This window comes from Mycobacterium sp. IDUB_3 (assembly GCF_055419585.1).
Genome location: NZ_JBVAXZ010000001.1, coordinates 2,360,614 through 2,376,739, shown reverse-complemented (window position 1 = coordinate 2,376,739; position 16,126 = coordinate 2,360,614). Strand labels below are relative to the sequence as shown.

16 protein-coding genes are annotated in these 16,126 nt (G+C 65.6%); 5 read left to right on the top strand and 11 right to left on the bottom strand.

Annotated elements, in window-relative coordinates:
• Position 1 precedes the first annotated feature (1 nt).
• The 4 genes from ACZYVJ_RS10555 to ACZYVJ_RS10540 all read right to left on the bottom strand — a co-directional run bounded on the left by ACZYVJ_RS10555 (position 2) and on the right by ACZYVJ_RS10540 (position 3,803).
• The gene (locus ACZYVJ_RS10555; protein WP_463830952.1) at positions 2–1,147 is read right to left on the bottom strand and encodes an amidohydrolase family protein; all 1,146 of its coding nucleotides are present in this window, start codon (positions 1,145–1,147) and stop codon (positions 2–4) included.
• Positions 1,148–1,176: 29 nt separating this feature from the next.
• The gene (locus ACZYVJ_RS10550; protein WP_463830951.1) at positions 1,177–2,268 is read right to left on the bottom strand and encodes an amidohydrolase family protein; all 1,092 of its coding nucleotides are present in this window, start codon (positions 2,266–2,268) and stop codon (positions 1,177–1,179) included.
• Positions 2,269–2,519: 251 nt separating this feature from the next.
• Complete coding sequence (locus ACZYVJ_RS10545) at positions 2,520–3,413, bottom strand: NAD(P)-dependent oxidoreductase (RefSeq protein WP_463830950.1); 894 nt, start codon at positions 3,411–3,413, stop codon at positions 2,520–2,522.
• A 9-nt stretch (positions 3,414–3,422) separates the two neighbouring features.
• Positions 3,423–3,803 (bottom strand): carboxymuconolactone decarboxylase family protein, encoded by a 381-nt coding sequence (locus ACZYVJ_RS10540; RefSeq protein WP_463830949.1) that lies wholly within the window; start codon positions 3,801–3,803, stop codon positions 3,423–3,425.
• A 293-nt stretch (positions 3,804–4,096) separates the two neighbouring features.
• Here ACZYVJ_RS10540 and ACZYVJ_RS10535 point away from each other — a divergent pair, with 293 nt between their 5' ends.
• The 3 genes from ACZYVJ_RS10535 to ACZYVJ_RS10525 all read left to right on the top strand — a co-directional run bounded on the left by ACZYVJ_RS10535 (position 4,097) and on the right by ACZYVJ_RS10525 (position 6,995).
• Positions 4,097–4,714: a nitroreductase family protein gene (locus ACZYVJ_RS10535; protein WP_463832938.1), complete on the top strand. Its 618-nt coding sequence runs from the start codon at positions 4,097–4,099 to the stop codon at positions 4,712–4,714.
• Between the two features lie 123 nt (positions 4,715–4,837).
• Positions 4,838–5,836 carry an acyl-CoA dehydrogenase family protein gene (locus ACZYVJ_RS10530; protein ID WP_463830948.1) on the top strand — a complete coding sequence of 333 codons (999 nt, stop codon included), beginning with the start codon at positions 4,838–4,840 and terminating at the stop codon, positions 5,834–5,836.
• A complete protein-coding gene (locus ACZYVJ_RS10525; protein ID WP_463830947.1) occupies positions 5,820–6,995 on the top strand; it encodes an acyl-CoA dehydrogenase family protein in 1,176 nt (391 codons plus the stop codon). Before ACZYVJ_RS10530 ends, ACZYVJ_RS10525 begins: the two co-directional genes overlap by 17 nt.
• 5 nt (positions 6,996–7,000) lie before the next feature.
• Here the strand turns inward: ACZYVJ_RS10525 and ACZYVJ_RS10520 are convergent, their stop codons facing one another.
• The 7 genes from ACZYVJ_RS10520 to ACZYVJ_RS10490 form a co-directional block, all read right to left on the bottom strand.
• Positions 7,001–8,389: an alpha/beta hydrolase gene (locus ACZYVJ_RS10520; protein ID WP_463830946.1), complete on the bottom strand. Its 1,389-nt coding sequence runs from the start codon at positions 8,387–8,389 to the stop codon at positions 7,001–7,003.
• A 237-nt stretch (positions 8,390–8,626) separates the two neighbouring features.
• Positions 8,627–9,199, bottom strand: coding sequence for a hypothetical protein (locus tag ACZYVJ_RS10515; RefSeq protein ID WP_463830945.1), 573 nt, complete (start codon positions 9,197–9,199; stop codon positions 8,627–8,629).
• On the bottom strand, positions 9,196–10,083 hold the full coding sequence (locus ACZYVJ_RS10510) for a hypothetical protein (protein ID WP_463830944.1): 888 nt from the start codon (positions 10,081–10,083) through the stop codon (positions 9,196–9,198). Before ACZYVJ_RS10510 ends, ACZYVJ_RS10515 begins: the two co-directional genes overlap by 4 nt.
• A gap of 56 nt (positions 10,084–10,139) precedes the next feature.
• Positions 10,140–10,583, bottom strand: a complete 444-nt coding sequence (locus ACZYVJ_RS10505) for a hypothetical protein (RefSeq protein ID WP_463830943.1) — start codon at positions 10,581–10,583, stop codon at positions 10,140–10,142.
• Between the two features lie 73 nt (positions 10,584–10,656).
• Positions 10,657–12,021: a cytochrome P450 gene (locus ACZYVJ_RS10500; RefSeq protein WP_463830942.1), complete on the bottom strand. Its 1,365-nt coding sequence runs from the start codon at positions 12,019–12,021 to the stop codon at positions 10,657–10,659.
• Between the two features lie 46 nt (positions 12,022–12,067).
• On the bottom strand, positions 12,068–12,268 hold the full coding sequence (locus tag ACZYVJ_RS10495; RefSeq protein ID WP_008253744.1) for a ferredoxin: 201 nt from the start codon (positions 12,266–12,268) through the stop codon (positions 12,068–12,070).
• Between the two features lie 53 nt (positions 12,269–12,321).
• Positions 12,322–13,023, bottom strand: a complete 702-nt coding sequence (locus tag ACZYVJ_RS10490; RefSeq protein WP_463830941.1) for an SDR family NAD(P)-dependent oxidoreductase — start codon at positions 13,021–13,023, stop codon at positions 12,322–12,324.
• A 281-nt stretch (positions 13,024–13,304) separates the two neighbouring features.
• Here ACZYVJ_RS10490 and ACZYVJ_RS10485 point away from each other — a divergent pair, with 281 nt between their 5' ends.
• Complete coding sequence (locus ACZYVJ_RS10485; protein WP_463830940.1) at positions 13,305–14,840, top strand: aldehyde dehydrogenase family protein; 1,536 nt, start codon at positions 13,305–13,307, stop codon at positions 14,838–14,840.
• Complete coding sequence (locus ACZYVJ_RS10480) at positions 14,837–16,042, top strand: CaiB/BaiF CoA transferase family protein (protein ID WP_463830939.1); 1,206 nt, start codon at positions 14,837–14,839, stop codon at positions 16,040–16,042. Before ACZYVJ_RS10485 ends, ACZYVJ_RS10480 begins: the two co-directional genes overlap by 4 nt.
• Positions 16,043–16,126 lie beyond the last annotated feature (84 nt).

Sequence of the window (16,126 nt, the reverse complement as noted above, 5' to 3'; positions counted from 1 at the left end):
CTCAGAGCACCCGGGTCTGACCCTCGAGGACCGGAACGGTCTCGGGCAGGTGATAGGTCGCGATGCCGTTCTTGTACATGACCGCGTCGCGGGCGTGCTTGGGCAGGTGCTTGACCAACCAGCGTGGGTCATCGAACGTCCAGTGCGGGTAGTCCGAGGAGAACAGCAGAATCTTTTCGCACTCCATCCATTCCAGCGCGCGGGTCAGTTGGGTCTTGTCCTCCGGGTAGTCCAGCGGCTGGGTGGTGAATTTGATGTGGTCCTTGACGTACTCGGACGGCTTGCGCTTGATGTCGAGCCAGGACTTGCGTGCGTCGTAGATGGCGTCCATGCGCCACATCAGCGGCAGGATCCAGCTGAATGCGTGTTCGACGAAGACGATCCGCAGCGTCGGGAACCGGTCGAAGACACCGTCGAAGATCAGGCTCATCACCTGATTGGCCGCCAGCAGGGAGTAGGTCACCATGAAGTCGTGGTTGTAGCTGGGGAAGCCCACCGGCGGGATCGGCAGCTCATCGTATTGGCTGCGTGACAGGTGGCAGCTCACGGTGATGTCGTGCTTGGTGGCCGCCGCCCAGATCGGGTCATATTTCGGGTGGCCCCAGGACGGCCGGGGCTCGGCCTTGATCAGAATCTGCGCCATGAAGGGGTGTCCGGCCCAGCGTTCGATCTCGCGCACCGACTCTTCCGGCTCCTCGATGGCGATGCAGATCGACCCGCGCCACCGTTCGTGCCAGTTGTTGTGGCTGTCCAGCCAGTGATTGGCCTGCCAGTCGTTCAGGGCGGCCGACATCGCATGCTGCGCTTCGGCAATGCGCGCCGGATAGGCGGCGGGTTCCAGGATCGCGATGTCTGAGCCGGCCTCCATGATCAGCTGGCGGAACGCCAAATCGGGGTCGCTGCAGGGAAACTCGCCGTTGGCGGGGAAGGAGTCCACGCGCATGGCGTAGGAGTGTGCGTAGTCCGGGGCGTCGTAGTAGATTTGCTCGCCAACGGAGCGAGTCAGGAAGTACTTGCTGCGCCACGGCTCGGGGATGTACGGGAGTAGCTCTCCGCGCTTGGGCGCCGGGTGGACATCCGAGTCGACGCAGTGGACGGCTATGCGCTCGGTAGCGGGAACCCGCTCCTGCGAATGGGTCAACGTCATCTGGCTCTCCTCAGTCTTTCGCGATACTTCTACTCTGCGCCCACCCCGGCGGCAATGTCTATGCCGTAGAGCTGCGCCGCGTTGCGCCAGCACAGCTTCTCGCGCTGCTTGGCGGACAACGCTCTGGGCAACTTCGTGATGTCCCCGCACTGCCAGTGTGGATAGCTCGATCCGAACATCACCATGTCGTCTTTTCCGGTGAAGCCGAACCATTCGCCGGCGAACTCGACATCGCCGGGGCCGTCGAGACTGCCCTGGACGAAATACACGTGACCGGGCAGGTAGTCGCTCGGAATCCGCGGGGCCCATGGCGTCTGCTCCAGGTGCGGCCGGCCGAAGGTGTCCATCCGCCAGATGAACGGCGTGATGAAGTCGGCGGCACCGTCGCCCCACACGAACTTGAGGCCGTCGAACCGCTCGAACACTCCCTCGGCGATCATGTTCATCTGGTGGTACAGGTAGTTCAGCGCCATGAAACTCACGTACTGCTCGTAGGTGCGGGTGTTCCCGTTCGGCGTCGGCGGAAACGCAATACCCGAGCCCACTTCGATGTGCGCGGCAACGGGCAGCCCGGCGTCGACAGCGGCCTCCCAGATCGGCCAGAACTGCGGTTTGCCGTAGAGCTCGCGGGATTGCAGCGGGACACCGATCTGGACCACCCGCGGGTGCCCACGCCATCTCTCGATCTCGCGCAGCGCGCCGGGGATGTCGTCGGGGTTGACCCGGATGGTGCCGCGGAATCGCTCGCCGAACTCGCTGGACTCCAGCCAGTTCGACACCATCATCTCGTTGTGCGCGGCGTGCAGGGCGCTGCCCAGGTGCCGGTCCGGCATGATGCCACGCGCCATCGGATGCAGGACCGCAACATCGACGCCGCGCTTCGAAAACAGTTCATTGGCAACGAAATCCGGATCCGAACCCGGATACTGGCGGTCTGGGCCCTCGGTGTTGGGGGCGTACTCACCGCCGGGGGCGCCGTACCAGTCCATCTCGTAGTCGGGGAACCCGCGGCTCTTGAACGGCTCGCGGAGGGTATTCCGGAGCGCTTTGTTGGAGGGGAAGAAGATGTGCACGCTCGCGTCGATCAACGGGGTGCTGGTTCCGTCAGCGTGTTTGATCACGAGAGCCACCCTTCGACTCCGGCGGCCGAAGCCGGCCGTGCGAGGTCATATGATAGCCAATCTAACATTTTCTCCCACGGTCCATCAATGGGTTTCCGGTAAGCATTTCGTTTAATCATCATCCCTGGTAGCGGGCTTTTTACGACCCCTTGGGCAAGTCGGGTTCTTCTTTCCGGATAATACCATTCTCCGGGTTGCGGGACGGATGTGATCCCGGCGGTTTGGTCACCGCGACGGCCTGCCGCGACGGGTTAGTCCGAAGACCCGCCCACCGTGACACCGGCGGCTCGCTCGAACGGTTTGATCACCGACGTGAAATCGGAGTCGGGCCCTTCAACGCGGGCGAGCTCCTCCCACAGCCGGCCGACCGTCTCGGCAACCTCGGCGGGCACACCAAGCGCTCTGGCTTCGTCGAGATAAAGGCGCACATCTTTGAGCATCAGCCCGGTGGTAAAGCCGTAGTCGAAGGTGCGCGGCAGGATCGCCCGGGGGAACTTGTCGCGGCTCGCGCTCGTCGCACCCGACCCCGCATTGAGCACCTCGATCATCACGGCGGGATCCAGGCCGGCTTTGACGCCCATCACGACGACTTCCGCTGTCGCGGTCAAGACGTTCGCCGCGAGAATGTTGTTCGCCAGCTTCATCGTCTGCGCCGAGCCGGGCTTGTCGCCGACATACACCGGCCGGCCCAGCGCCTCGAGCGCGGTTCGCACAGCGTCGAATTCGCGGCGCGGACCGGACACCATCAGCGCCAGAGTGCCCTTCTCGGCCCCGCCGACACCGCCGCTGACCGGGCTGTCCATCGCCACGATGTCTTGCCCGGCCAGCATGGCGTGGATCTGCACCGCCATTTGGCTACCGACAGTGGACAAGTCGACATAGCGCTTCACCCTCGCGCCTTCGATCACTCCCGCCGGACCGGTGGCCACCTCGCGCGACGCGCCCGGTGTGGGCAGGCTGGCCAGCACCGTGTCGGCGCGATCGGCTACCTCTTTGGGCGATGAAACCCGACGTGCCCCCAAGGCGACGACGCGCTCGAGGGCCTCGCTGCGCGTGTCGAAGGCGACGACATCATGTTTTTCCGCAATGAGGCGACATGCCATGGGAAAGCCCATGTTTCCCAGCCCGATGAACCCGACGTCCACGTTGCGCCCCTAGTCCCGGTCCAGTTCGGCGAACGCCTCATTGGCGATGCGAAAGCTGTCGACGGCGGCAGGCACGCCGGCGTAGATGGCCACCTGCAGGAAAACCTCGCGGATCTCCTCCCGGGTGACACCGTTGGTCAGTGCCGCCTTGACGTGTGTGCGTAATTCGTTGGGCCGGTTGAGCACCGAGATCATCGCCAGGTTGAGCATGCTGCGGGTTTTTCGCGGCAATTCCTCACGGCCCCAGACGGCACCCCAGCAATATTCGGTGACGAGGTCTTGCAATGGCCCGGTGAAGTCGTCCGCGTTGGCCAATGCGCGATTGACGTACTCCTCGCCCAGCACTTCGGAGCGGATGTGGAGCCCTCGCTGGTAGGTTTCGCGATCCAATGCACTTCTCCCTTCGGTTCGGGGGCAGCGGCCCTCGATTTTGTCGTGCGTGTGCTGCCGAGGTGCCGATCGCCTGAGCGCAGTCTTGCACCGTGGCCGCTGGGCGGGGTCTACAGTCGAAGTTCAAATGGACCTGGCCGCTAGTGCCTCGTTTTCGTTGCGAGGACGCCGGAACTCGGTCGCCGCCCAATCATCCTGCAGCGGTTGGTAATACGAGGTGCGGTGCAGGTCTAGGCGACTCTGGACGTAGAGGAGAGGCAGTGACCGGAGCAAGCGCGGACATCTGGGAAGTGATGTCGACGGCCCGAACGATCCGGCGCTTCACCGACGAACCGGTGGACGACGCGACTCTGGCGCGCTGCCTCGAGGCGGCCAGGTGGGCCCCCTCGGGCGCCAACGCGCAGGGCTGGCGTTTCGTGGTGTTGCGGTCGCCCGAGCAGCGGGCCGTGGTGGCCAAGGCCGCGGCCCACGCGCTGGAAGTGATCGAGCCGGTCTACGGAATGAGCCGGCCCGCCGCCGACGACAACAGCCGCCGGGCCCGCACGTACCGTGCGACGTACGAATTGCACGACCGGGCCGGTGAATTCACCTCGGTGCTGTTCGCCCAGGCGCACTACCCGACCGCATCGGAACTGCTGCTCGGTGGTTCGATTTTTCCCGCCATGCAGAATTTTCTGCTGGCCGCCCGCGCCCAGGGGTTGGGCGCCTGCCTGACCAGCTGGGCGTCGTATGGCGGTGAACGGCTGCTGAGGGAAGCCGTCGGCATACCGGAGGGCTGGATAGTCGCCGGCCACATCGTGGTCGGGTGGCCGAAGGGCAATCACGGGCCGCTGCGCCGGCGCCCGCTTGCCGAATTCGTGAACCTCGACCGCTGGGACAACGCCGCCGACGGCCTCGTGACCAGCAGTTAGGTCACTGGAGGAATTCCGCTCGTCAGCGGCCATCCGGTGACCTCATGCCCGGATTCAGAGATTATTACTTCCGCAACCGAGAATGTTATTCTCGCCTGACAGTCACGACGAGAGGCGGCGCGGATGCTGTTGGAGTTCGATGCTGATCAGCGACTGTGGCAGGACACCGTGCGCGACGCCGTCGCGAAGCAGTGCCCGCCGTCGCTGGTGCGCAGCGTGGCCGAAGAGGGCGTCGACCCGAGCCCGTTGTGGAAATCGTATGTAGACCAGGGCTGGACCGAGCTCAGCGATGCGGACAGCGCAGTCGAGCTGGCCATCGTGCTCGAGGAGCTCGGCCGCGCCACCGACCCCACCCCGTTCCTGGCGACGATGAGCCAGTTCGCACCGCTCGCCGGCGACCGATTCGACCCGCACCAATCGGGCACCGCGGTCTACGGCGGGGTCGCGGCGCACCGCGACGCCGAGGGCTGGGTGCTGCACGGCACGGCCCGCCATGTGCTCGACGGTGATCGCGCGGATCGGCTGGCCGTGGTGACCGACGCGGGGGTGTTCCTCGTGGGATCCGATCAGGTGTCGGCCCGGCGATCGGCGGTGTTCGACCCGGTGCTGCACGTCGCCGACCTGTCGTTCGCGGAGGTCCGGGTGCCCGACAGCGAGCGGCTGACGGTCGACGCCGAGCGCGCCCACCATTTCGCGCTGACCGGCATGGCGATCACGATGGTCGGTGCCTGCCAACGCATCCTCGACCTGGTTCTCGAGCACGTGAGCAGCCGCCAGCAGTTCGGTGTGGCGATCGGTTCGTTCCAGGCCGTCCAGCACAAGGCCGCCGACATGCACGTCGCCGTGCAGCGGGCGCGGGCGCTGGCGTATTTCGCCGCGTTGACGATCGCGGCGGACGATCCGCGCCGCCGGCTGGCGGCCGCGATGGCCAAGGCATCGGCGGGGGAGTGCCAGTCGCTGGTGTTCCGGCACGGCCTGCAGTTGCACGGCGCAATGGGATTCACGTGGGAGAACGACTTGCAGTTCGCGCTGAAACGAGCCAAGGCGGGTGAGCTGATGCTCGGCGGCGCGGCGGAGCACCGGGCGCGGATCGCGGAGGAATACCGTGCAGCTGACTTTTGATTCCGACGTCGAGGAGTTCCGCGCGGAGTTCTCGGCGTTCCTCGACGAAAACCTGCCCCCCGCAAGCGAAACGCTCGAGCGGCCCCGGTCGGTCTCGCACATGCCGCAGTGGGCGCGCGACTGGCAGCGGACGTTGTTCGACAACGGCTGGCTGCTGCCCAGCCAGCCACCGGAATTCGGTGGCCGCAACGCGACGGTCATTCAGCAGTTCGTCTACCTCGAGGAACTCAGTCGACGCCGGATCTACCACAGCTTCAACCCGCAAGGTGTGAACATCGTTGGGGCGTCGCTGTTGTCGTTCGGCAGCGACGAACAGAAGCGGCGCTGGGCGGTGCCGATCCTGCGGGCCGAGATCACCGCGTCACTCGGAATGAGCGAACCCAGTGCCGGTTCCGACCTGGCGTCGCTGCGGACCCGCGCGGTGCTCGACGGCGATCACTTCGTGGTCAATGGGCAGAAGGTGTGGACTTCGGGTGCCCACGACGCGGACGTCCTGTTGACGTTCGTCCGTACCAATCCAGATGCGCCGAAGCACAAGGGAATCAGTGCGCTCGTCATCCCCACCGACACCCCGGGCCTGGTGCGGCGGCCGTTCCCGTCGATCTGTGGCGTCGACGATTTGGATTTCAACGAGGTGTTCTTCACCGACGTGCGGGTGCCGGCCGAGAACCTGGTCGGCGAGCTCGACCAGGGTTGGCGGGTAGCCAACGGATCGTTGGGGCACGAACGCACGATGATGTGGCTGGGTTTCGCCGATCGTCTCGAGAACATGATCGACGACTTCCATCCCAGCACCGAGGTCGAGCGCGACCAATATGCCAGCACGATCATGGACCGACAGGCGCTGCGCCTGCTGGGTTCGGCGGCGCTGGCCCGCGCCGCGCGCGGCGAAGATGACGTGGCCGCGATCTCGGTGCTCAAGCTGCTCGGTTCCGAAGCGGAGTTGCGGGGCATGGAATTGGCGTTGACGTCCGCGGGATCCGAGGGGCTCGTGCACCCCGGGCTGACGGGGCCGTATGCGCACATGAACCTCGACCATTACTTCGCCAGCTGGTTCGAGCGCTACGCCCGCAGCTTCTCCGGGACCATCGCCGGCGGCACCTCCGAGATCCAGCGCAACATCATCGCCCAGCGGGTGCTCGGCCTGCCGCGCGGCTAGCGCGATCAGAGGGCCTGCTGAGACACGTTGCTGGGCAACGTGATCCGCGGCACGCCCGGGGTGTGTACCTGGCCGGCCAGCCACGGCAGTGCGGTGGAAAAGGCCATGCCGGCGGTCGGCCAATCGTGCTTTCCGGTCTGGGCGATTACCGCGCAGTCGATGCCGTTCGCCCGGCCCAGCCCGCACAGGGACGAGGCGGCCGCGGCCTGGTTACCGGGGTCGGCGGCGGCGGCGCGGCCGGCGACAGCCATCGCGGCGGTATCGACGGTCGTGATGTCGCGACGCGGCGCACCACCCGACGAGATGGCGAACCAGCCGGATACTCCGGTGTATCGGCCGTGACGGTTGATCACCGTGGTCGGGTCGAATTGCGCCCACGCGCCGGCGTCGCCGTCGAAGAGGTTGGCGATGGTTTGTTCCTTGGTTCCGGTGTTGGGGGTCAGGTCGCCCTCGATGTCGACGAACGAGCTGAACATGTTGGGGTGCATGACGGTCAGGTCCACCGCGCACGTTCCGCCCATCGACCAGCCGACGATGCCCCAGCGGGACGGGTTGGGGCTCACCCCGAAGTTCGAGACCATGTAGGGCACAACGTCTTTGGTCAGGTGGTCGGCGGCGTTGCCGTGGCTTCCATTGACGCATTCGGTGTCGTTGTCGAACGCCCCGCCCGGGTCCACGAACACCAGCACCGGAGCGTTGCCGCCGTGCGCGGCCGCGAACGCGTCGACGGTGTCCACCGCGCCGCCGGCGCGCACCCAGTCGGCGGGCGTGTTGACCATGCCGCCGATCATCATCACCGTCGGCAGCTGCGGCGGCGGGTAGCTGGCGAACCAGGCCGGGGGCAGGTAGACGAGTTCCTCGCGGTGCTTGAATTGCGATGCGTCTTCGGGGATCACGACCGGCACCAGGCTGCCGTGCGGCGGCTTGGAGCCCTTCGCCGCCAGCGTGGTGACGGTGGCCTTGTCGGCCTGGTCGGGCAGCGGAACCGAGGTGAACTGATTCCACGCGCTCTGCACGGTCTGGAAGTAGCCGACCCATTGGTTGAGCTCGAGCAGCGAGCAGAGCAGGCACAGCGGCACCGCCAGGATCGATAGTGCGCGCCGCCACCACCGCGCGCCGCGCCAGCCGAGCATCAGCACCGCCGTGGCCATGCCGACCAGCGCGATCCACACGTACAGTGCGTCCGGTGCCGACTTGCTGGCGCCGTCGGCGATGTAGGAATGCGCCCCGAGGGCCGTCATTACTCCGGCGACCGCGGCGGCGGGCAGCCACAGCAGACGCCAACGCCGCGAGCGCCACCCGGCGGCGAGCCCCAGCGTGATCGGTGTGACGATCTGGGCCGTGATCGGCACCCAGCCGTGGATAAGAGATATGTGGTTGCCCAGAAGCGACATGGCGATTCCTCCTCTCAGCTGCCGGCGAGCCAGCTGCATGAACAAAGGATCGAATGCCGACCTCGGCGAATTCTTGGTGGATTCTTGGGCGTGGTCTTGCTGGTCGGCGCAGGGCCCCAACGTCGCGTGTGAATCCACGGCGTCGAGTGTGAAGCCACGGAGGCCGCCGTCGGTGGGTCGTCGCCCTGAGTTCACAATCAATGCCGAGGGTTCACACTCGAGAACAGCTGAAACGGCCTAGACCGGGTCGAATTTGGTGATCAGCCAGGCGCCGTTGACCCGGGTCAGACTCACCAGCACGCTGCTGGATGCCATCGCCGGGTCGGGATTGTCCTTGCTCGTGGTGCTCTGGTCGACCAGCACCAGCACGACGGCGGAATTCGGATGTAACTCCTGAACCGCGGCCCCCAGCACCCGGGCGTTGGTTTTCAGTGACTTCTGTTTGGCTGCCGGAGCCACGATCTGTTCGGTGAACTGGTTGTAGTAGGACAAGAAGTCGCCGGACAGGTGAGTCTTGGCGTTGGCGAAGTCTTTGTCGAGTGAGTCGGGCGAGTACGACAGCAACGCGACCGTTCCGTCGGACGCCGCATTGGCGACCGCGCTCGCGACGCGGGGGTCGGTCTGTTTGTCCGGCCGGTACTGCGTGAAGTACAGCCATGTCGCCGCGCCACCGGAAAGCAGCAGCAGCACAATCAGAATCAAGGGCACGAGTTTCACCGTGCGCCGCGCAGGTGGAGCGCTACTTTCACTGCGGTCGGTTAATTCGGCAGAGTCGTCGGCCGTGTCGATGCCGGGCTTGTCCTCGCTCATGGAATGAACTCCACGTTGGACATCTTGTATTGCCCGCCGTCGTTTTTGACGGTCACCTTGAGCCGCCAATTGCGTGGTTCGTCTTTGGCGCCCGCGGCGTTGGTGATGTGCGACGTCGCCGCGACGAGAACCAACGCGGCATCCCCGTTTACGGATTGCACGGCCGCCGCATTCACGGTTCCTTGGGTGACCACTTTGGACTGCTCAACGACGGTCGTGAAATCTTTTGCACGCGCCTGGAAGTCGTCCCGGAACTGGCCGGTCGAGCTGTCGATCACCCGCTGGACGTCCTCCTTGGCCTTATTGAAGTCCATGGAAGTCAGATTGACGACGCCTTGTCTGGCTCCCGCGATGAAGTTCGCGGCACGCTGGTTGCGCTCGACGGTTTCATGGCGCTGCCACATCATGTATCCGCTGGCCCCGATGAACGCACAGATGAGGACGATGACAGCCGCTTTCCATGCCACGGACCACGAGGGCAGCCGCAGGCGTCGCCGGGAGCGAGCTGACTCGTCTTCCGCTTGCGCCTCTTCGGCGGTTTCGTCGGAGTCTTCTTCGGCCTTTGTCTCGCCTTCGACGGTCGCCTCGGAGGTGTCGCTGACGTCGTCTATCTCGTCGTCAGTCTCCGGCTCCGCGGTGTCGGTTCCGTCCTCGGCGGTGTCTTCTTCGGCGGTCACGGTCACGGTCTCGGTCTCGGTCGCGGCCTCTGCCTCAGCCTCTGCCTGGGCCAGCGCTTCACGCCGGAGGCGAGCCGCACGGGCGCGGGCGCGCGCCGCGGCGGCCAGCGCTTCGGCTTCGGCGGCTTCCGCTTCTGCTTCTTCGAGCAAGGCCTGCATGTCGGCTTTGGAGGTGGCCGAATCCTGCGGCTTCTTTGCGTCAGTCATCGTGCTTACTGCCTATCACTTTCAATGATCGACTGACCCCGGTACGTCTCACGCGGCTAGAATCGCACGAGCGAGAACGGGTAACTGTTGCTGCCCCCCGGTCCGCCACCGCAGCCCGTGTCGAACGTCGAGTCGACCTGACCCGCCAGCGTCACCGCATCCCACGAGTAGACGTCATGCGAGGGAAAGAACTGGACCACGCAGCGCACACCGAAGGGGTCGTCAGCGGCCATGGTGTAGCGGCCGTCGGCCAGGTGGGCCTCTCCCCTCCACGGCGCCGCTTGCCCGTTGGGCTGCGGAGTTGCGTACACCTGCAAGCATCCCGGCGTTGGCTGGACGCACGGGTTAATCGACCAAAGCCAGAAGTGGCCGGGATCCCGGTTGGTGTCCACGTGATAGTTGGCAAAGAGCATGTCCGCGTGGGCGCTCGGCGTGACAGTCAGTGCGGCCAAGGCAAGCGCAAGGCTCATTGCGAAAGTCTTCACCGTTGCGTCTCCCATCTCTGCTCGCACTATTGCCCCAAATATAGGGCGCTGTGACCCTGAACAGGTCCAGTCGTAGAAATTGCGACGGTCAGTCGATGACCGCGGCTTCCTTGCGTTCCGTGATCGGCCTGGCGAGTTCCTGCTCGTCGCAGATGCGCTGCAGCTTGTCCAGGGTCTGCTCCAGGCCCGCCCCGACCTTGCGGCCGGGCGTGAACGTGGCCGGCAGCTTACGCATGCCCTGGATGACGCCGATGGTCTCGTAGTGGACGGTGCCCTCCGGGTCGCACTGATAGTCGGGCATCCGGTCGAGGACCGCGGTCAACATGGACTTGAACACGGTGCGCGCCACGTTCGAGCCGATGCACCGGTGAACGCCCAGCCCGAAGCTGAAGTGCCGGTTACCTTTACGGTCGAGGATGATCTGGTCCGGGTCATGGAACACCGAGGGGTCGCGGTTGGCCATCGCCCACGAAATCCAGAGCCGCTCACCCTCTTTGAACTGGGTGCCGTCGAGCTCGGTGTCGTCGGCAAAGGTCCTGCCATCCCCGGGCGCCGGGGTGAAGTAGCGCAGGAACTCTTCGGTCGCGGGGTCGAGCAGGGTTTTGCGCTCATTGCTGAGCAGCTGGCGCTGCTCGGGGTGTTCGGAAAGCCATTCCAGCGAATGGGCGGTCAGCGCGGTCGTGGTGTCGAAGCCACCGCCGATCACCAGGCCCAGGTTGCCGAGGATTTCCAGATCCGGAGCGGGCTCGCCGTCAATGCGCATCTGCAGCAGACCATTAATGATTCCCGGCCGTGGGTTCTCGCGGACCTCCAGCATGTTGTTGACCATGTCGAGGCCCATCTCCCGGTGCATCGCGGTGACGCGCTCGATGTCGGGGGAGTGCTCGGGCGTGTACACCGCGGCGTGCACCGGCTCGCTGTACATGTTCCACTTCTTCAGCGGGATGCCCAGCATTGCCAGCGTGAAGACGGCGGGCACGATGTTGGCCAGGTCGTCGACGAAGTCGATGCAGCCGCTCTCGATCTTCTCGTCGAGGCAGGCGCGCGTCACGTCGTCGATGAACGGTTCCCAACGCTTGATCGCCGCCGGTGACAGATAGGGGTTGAGCACGGTTCGGTAGGTGCGGTGCTCGGGGTCGTCCATCTCCAGGATGCCGCCCCGCACCGCGCTGACCCGGCTGGCCGTGGGGATCGAGATGCCTTTGTAGCCGCGGCGTTCGCCGTGGATGTCGTGATCGTTGGAGACTGCGGGGCAGCGGGCCAGCTCGAAGACCTCGTGGCTGCCGGCCGCAACCCAGTGCCCGCCATAGGTTTCCGTCCAGGCCATGGGGCACTTGGCGTGCATCTCTTCGGTGATCGTCTTGAAATTCGACCGGTACTCGGAAGAATGGCGGTCGAAGTGGTACCGGTTCTTCTTGCGGTCGCTGTCATTGACGACGTCGTCAGCACTCAACGCTCTGGTCTCCCTACGTGTTTCGTTGGCTGAGGATTGTGCCGGCTCAGGCGTCGTCGGTGATCATGATGGCCTGCTCCGGACAGGACTGCGCGGCTTCACGCACCTGGTCCTCGCGGTCGGCGGGCACCACCTCGTCGATCGCCGACGAACTACCGTCGATGTCGCTGAGCTGGAACGATTCCGGAGCGATCATCGCGCACAGGGTGTGGCCCTGGCACCGTTCTGAATCCACCCAGACCTTCACGGGCTTTCTCCTCTCACACTGGTTGCCGGGCGCCGCTGACGAATCGCCACCGCTCAGGTGTTTCGACCGCCGTTGACGCCCAAGATCTGACCGGTGATGTAGCCGGCCTCCTCGGACACCAGAAAAGCGCATGCCGCCGCGATGTCCTCGGGGGTGCCCATGCGGCGTACCGGGGTTCGCGCGATGGTCTCGTCGATGTCGCCGAGGAATCCGTTCTTCTCGGCCGCGCGCAGCATCGGGGTGTCGATGAAGCCGGGCGGCACCGCGTTGACCGTGATTCCCTTGGGCCCGTACTCGAGTGCGAGCGACTTCGTCAGGCCGTTGACCGCCGATTTGGCCGCCACGTAGTGACTCATGTACGGCGCACCCGAATGCGTGCTCGACGACGAGATGTTGACGATGCGTCCCCACCCCGCCTCGACCATGTCGGGCAGCACCGCTTGGACGGTATGGAAGACGCCATTGAGGTTGACGTCGATCACGCGGTGCCAGTCCTCGAAGCTGATGTTGTTGAACTTCTTGAACCCGTCGAGGCCGGCGGCATTGACCAGGACCGTCACCGGCCCGAGCTGGGCGCGGATGGCCGACAGCGCCGCATCTACTTGCGCCCGGTCGGTGACGTCGGCGGTGAAAGCGAAATCGGCTTCTGACGGACGCAGGTCGACAGAAGCGACGTTCAGACCGTCGGCGCGCAGCCGTTGCGCGACGGCGAGACCGATGCCGGACCCGCCACCGGTGACTACCGCGGTCTTCATGTTGAGGCCTCGACTCCAAAGGGGGCCATTTCAGTCACAAAGAATCTCCCTTACAATTATGAGAACCTTACTCTCCACGCGGAGCGCCGTGCAACACGCGCACAACACCGCGTCCAGCCTGCATGGAGAGGCCCAGGCCGACAGAGTACGGCTCTTTGCGGCGCTGGTCAGCACCTCGATCCCGTTCCTGAGACTTTCTTGAATTATCGAAACTCGAATGTAAGATTCGCCGGGGAAGAGAATGAAATTATCGTGATCGCCACCACACTAGGGAGTACGGAATGCCTGCCCAGAACACGGCAGAGCCCGCCACCGGAACCACGGTGACCATCGCGGATGCCGCGTCTGAGTCGCACGTCGACCGCCGTCTGCTGATCGACGGCCGGCTGGTCAGCGCCGACAGGACATTCCCCTCGATCAATCCGGCGACGGGTGCCGTCATCGGGCACGCGCCGGACGCCGGCAGCGCCGAGGCCCAAACCGCGATCGCGGCGGCCCGGCGTGCGTTCGACACCACCAGCTGGCCCACCGACGTCGAGTTGCGGATCCGCTGCCTCGACCAGTTGCACCGGGCGCTCCTCGAGCATGCCGACGAGTTGCGGGAACTCACCATCGCGGAAGTCGGCGCCACCCGCGCGCTTACCCAGGGGGCTCAGCTCGACGAGCCGATCGGCATCGTGCGCTTCTACGCGGACCTGCTGCGCACCTATGAGTTCTCCGAAGACCTCGGCGAACGAGAAGTGCGGGGCATGCGCCACCACCGCTGGGTCGAGAAGGAGGCCGCCGGCGTGGTCGGCGCCATCATCGCCTATAACTATCCGAACCAGCTCGCGCTGGCCAAGCTCGCGCCCGCGCTGGCCGCCGGATGCACCGTCGTGCTCAAGGGAGCACCGGACACACCACTGGTCACCTTGGCGCTCGGCGAGCTGATCGCCAACCACACCGACATCCCGGCCGGGGTGGTGAACGTGCTGAGTTCGTCGGATCCCGCGTCGGGAGTCGCGCTGACCACCAGCCCGGACGTCGACGTCATCACCTTCACCGGATCGACTGCGGTCGGGCGCAAGATCATGGCCGCCGCGAGCGACACCGTTATGCGCGTCTTCTTGGAGCTGGGCGGTAAGTCGGCGGCGATCATGCTCGATGACGCGGACTTCGCCAACGCCGCGCTGTTCGCGGCCTTCAGCATGGTCACCCACGCCGGCCAGGGTTGTGCGCTCACGTCCCGGCTGCTGGTGCCCAAGTCGCACCACGACGAAATCGTCGAACTGGTCGCGCAGAACTTCGCCAAGGTGCGACACGGCGACCCGGCCGACCCGACAACTTATATGGGGCCGCTGATCAACGAGCAGCAGCGGGAGAAGGTCGACGCTATGGTCCAGCGCGCCGTGGCCGCCGGGGCCACCCTGGTCACCGGCGGCAAGCGACTGAATCCGGGCTACTTCTATGCGCCGACGCTGCTGACCAACGTCGACCCCGACAGCGAGATCGCGCAGGACGAGGTCTTCGGGCCGGTGCTCGTGGTGATCGCGTTCGACGATGACGACGACGCCGTGGGCATCGCCAACAACTCGATCTACGGGCTGGCGGGCGCGGTGTTCAGCCGCGATCAGGACCGGGCGCTCGCCGTGGCGCGCCGCATCCGGACCGGGTCGTTCTCCATCAACGGTGGCAACTACTTCGGCGCCGACACCCCGTTCGGGGGTTTCAAGCAGTCCGGCGTGGGCCGCGAGATGGGGACGGCCGGGCTCGAGGAGTTCCTGGAGAGCAAGACCTTTGCCGTGCCGGCCGTCTCAGCGAAAGGAGCCGGCGCATGAGGCCGCTCGAAGGCATCCGCGTGCTCGAAGTCGCCATGTACGGATTCGTTCCGTCCGCGGGTGCGGTGCTCGCCGAATGGGGCGCCGACGTGGTCAAGGTCGAGCACGCGGTGACCGGTGATCCGCAGCGCGGGCTGCGGCAGACCGGGATGCTGCGCGTCGAGGGCGACCCCAACCCCAACATCGAACACGCTAACCGCGGCAAGCGCAGCATCGGGCTGGACATGTCGGTGCCCGAGGGCAAGGAAGTGCTGTACGAGCTGGCCCGTCGCGCCGATGTCTTCCTGACCAGCTTTCTGCCCGGCCACCGGCAGAAGTTCGGCATCGACGTCGACGACATCCGGGCGGTGAACCCCAAGATCGTCTACGCGCGGGGGAGCGCGCTCGGCCCGCGCGGCGAGGAGTCGACCAAGGGCGGCTACGACATGACGGCCTTCTGGTGCCGGGCCGGTACCGCGGCCACCATCACGCCCGCCGGCATGCCGGGCATGATCGCGCCGCCTGGGCCGGCGTACGGCGACACCATCTCGGGCACCAACCTCGCGGGTGGCATCGCGGCGGCGTTGCTCAAGCGCGAGCGCACCGGCGAGCCATCCGTCGTCGACGTGTCGCTGCTGGGCAGTGGCCTGTGGTCGATGGGACACACCGTCGCGCTGACGAAGCACTTGAACCAGCGGCTGGAAGCGCCGCCGCCCGGCGTGCACGGCGCTCCCAACAACCCATTGGTGGGGCTGTACACGACATCCGACGGCCGTTACATCTCGTTCGTGATGATGCAGCCCACCAAGTTCTGGGCCGACGTGTGCCGCCATGTCGATCTGCCGGAGTTGGCCGATGACCCGCGCTTCGACACGGTGGAGAACATCGCGGCCAATACGGCCGATGCGGTGGAATTGCTGACCAAAGCCATCGCCACCCGCACGCTGGCCGAGTGGAGCGAACGTTTCGCCACGCTCTCCGGGCCGTGGGCTCCCGTGCAGGACACCCTGCAGGCCGCCGACGACGCGCAGATCCGCTCGAACGAGTACATGGTCAAGGCGGGCGAACTCGAACTGGTGGCCAACCCGGTACAGTTCGACGTCGCAGCGCCACAGACCGGGCCGGCCCCCGGATTCGCCGAGCAGACCGATGAGATCCTGATGGAGCTCGGCCTCGACTGGGACCGCATCATCGAACTCAAGACGGCCGGCGCCGTCACGTGAGTACTACTGGGACCGGAGTCAGCCCTGACATGCTTGAGCCGATCGCCGCTTTCGTTGGGACGCAGTTACCTTGCGCCTTTGCAC

Coding starts and splice junctions, on each gene's coding strand:
- ACZYVJ_RS10555 (WP_463830952.1), bottom strand. CDS start 1,147: ATGACGTTGACCCATTCGCAGGAGCGGGTTCCCGCTACCGAGCGCATA.
- ACZYVJ_RS10535 (WP_463832938.1), top strand. CDS start 4,097: ATGTCGACGGCCCGAACGATCCGGCGCTTCACCGACGAACCGGTGGAC.
- ACZYVJ_RS10530 (WP_463830948.1), top strand. CDS start 4,838: ATGCTGTTGGAGTTCGATGCTGATCAGCGACTGTGGCAGGACACCGTG.
- ACZYVJ_RS10520 (WP_463830946.1), bottom strand. CDS start 8,389: ATGTCGCTTCTGGGCAACCACATATCTCTTATCCACGGCTGGGTGCCG.
- ACZYVJ_RS10515 (WP_463830945.1), bottom strand. CDS start 9,199: ATGAGCGAGGACAAGCCCGGCATCGACACGGCCGACGACTCTGCCGAA.
- ACZYVJ_RS10510 (WP_463830944.1), bottom strand. CDS start 10,083: ATGACTGACGCAAAGAAGCCGCAGGATTCGGCCACCTCCAAAGCCGAC.
- ACZYVJ_RS10505 (WP_463830943.1), bottom strand. CDS start 10,583: ATGGGAGACGCAACGGTGAAGACTTTCGCAATGAGCCTTGCGCTTGCC.
- ACZYVJ_RS10490 (WP_463830941.1), bottom strand. CDS start 13,023: ATGAAGACCGCGGTAGTCACCGGTGGCGGGTCCGGCATCGGTCTCGCC.
- ACZYVJ_RS10485 (WP_463830940.1), top strand. CDS start 13,305: ATGCCTGCCCAGAACACGGCAGAGCCCGCCACCGGAACCACGGTGACC.
- ACZYVJ_RS10480 (WP_463830939.1), top strand. CDS start 14,837: ATGAGGCCGCTCGAAGGCATCCGCGTGCTCGAAGTCGCCATGTACGGA.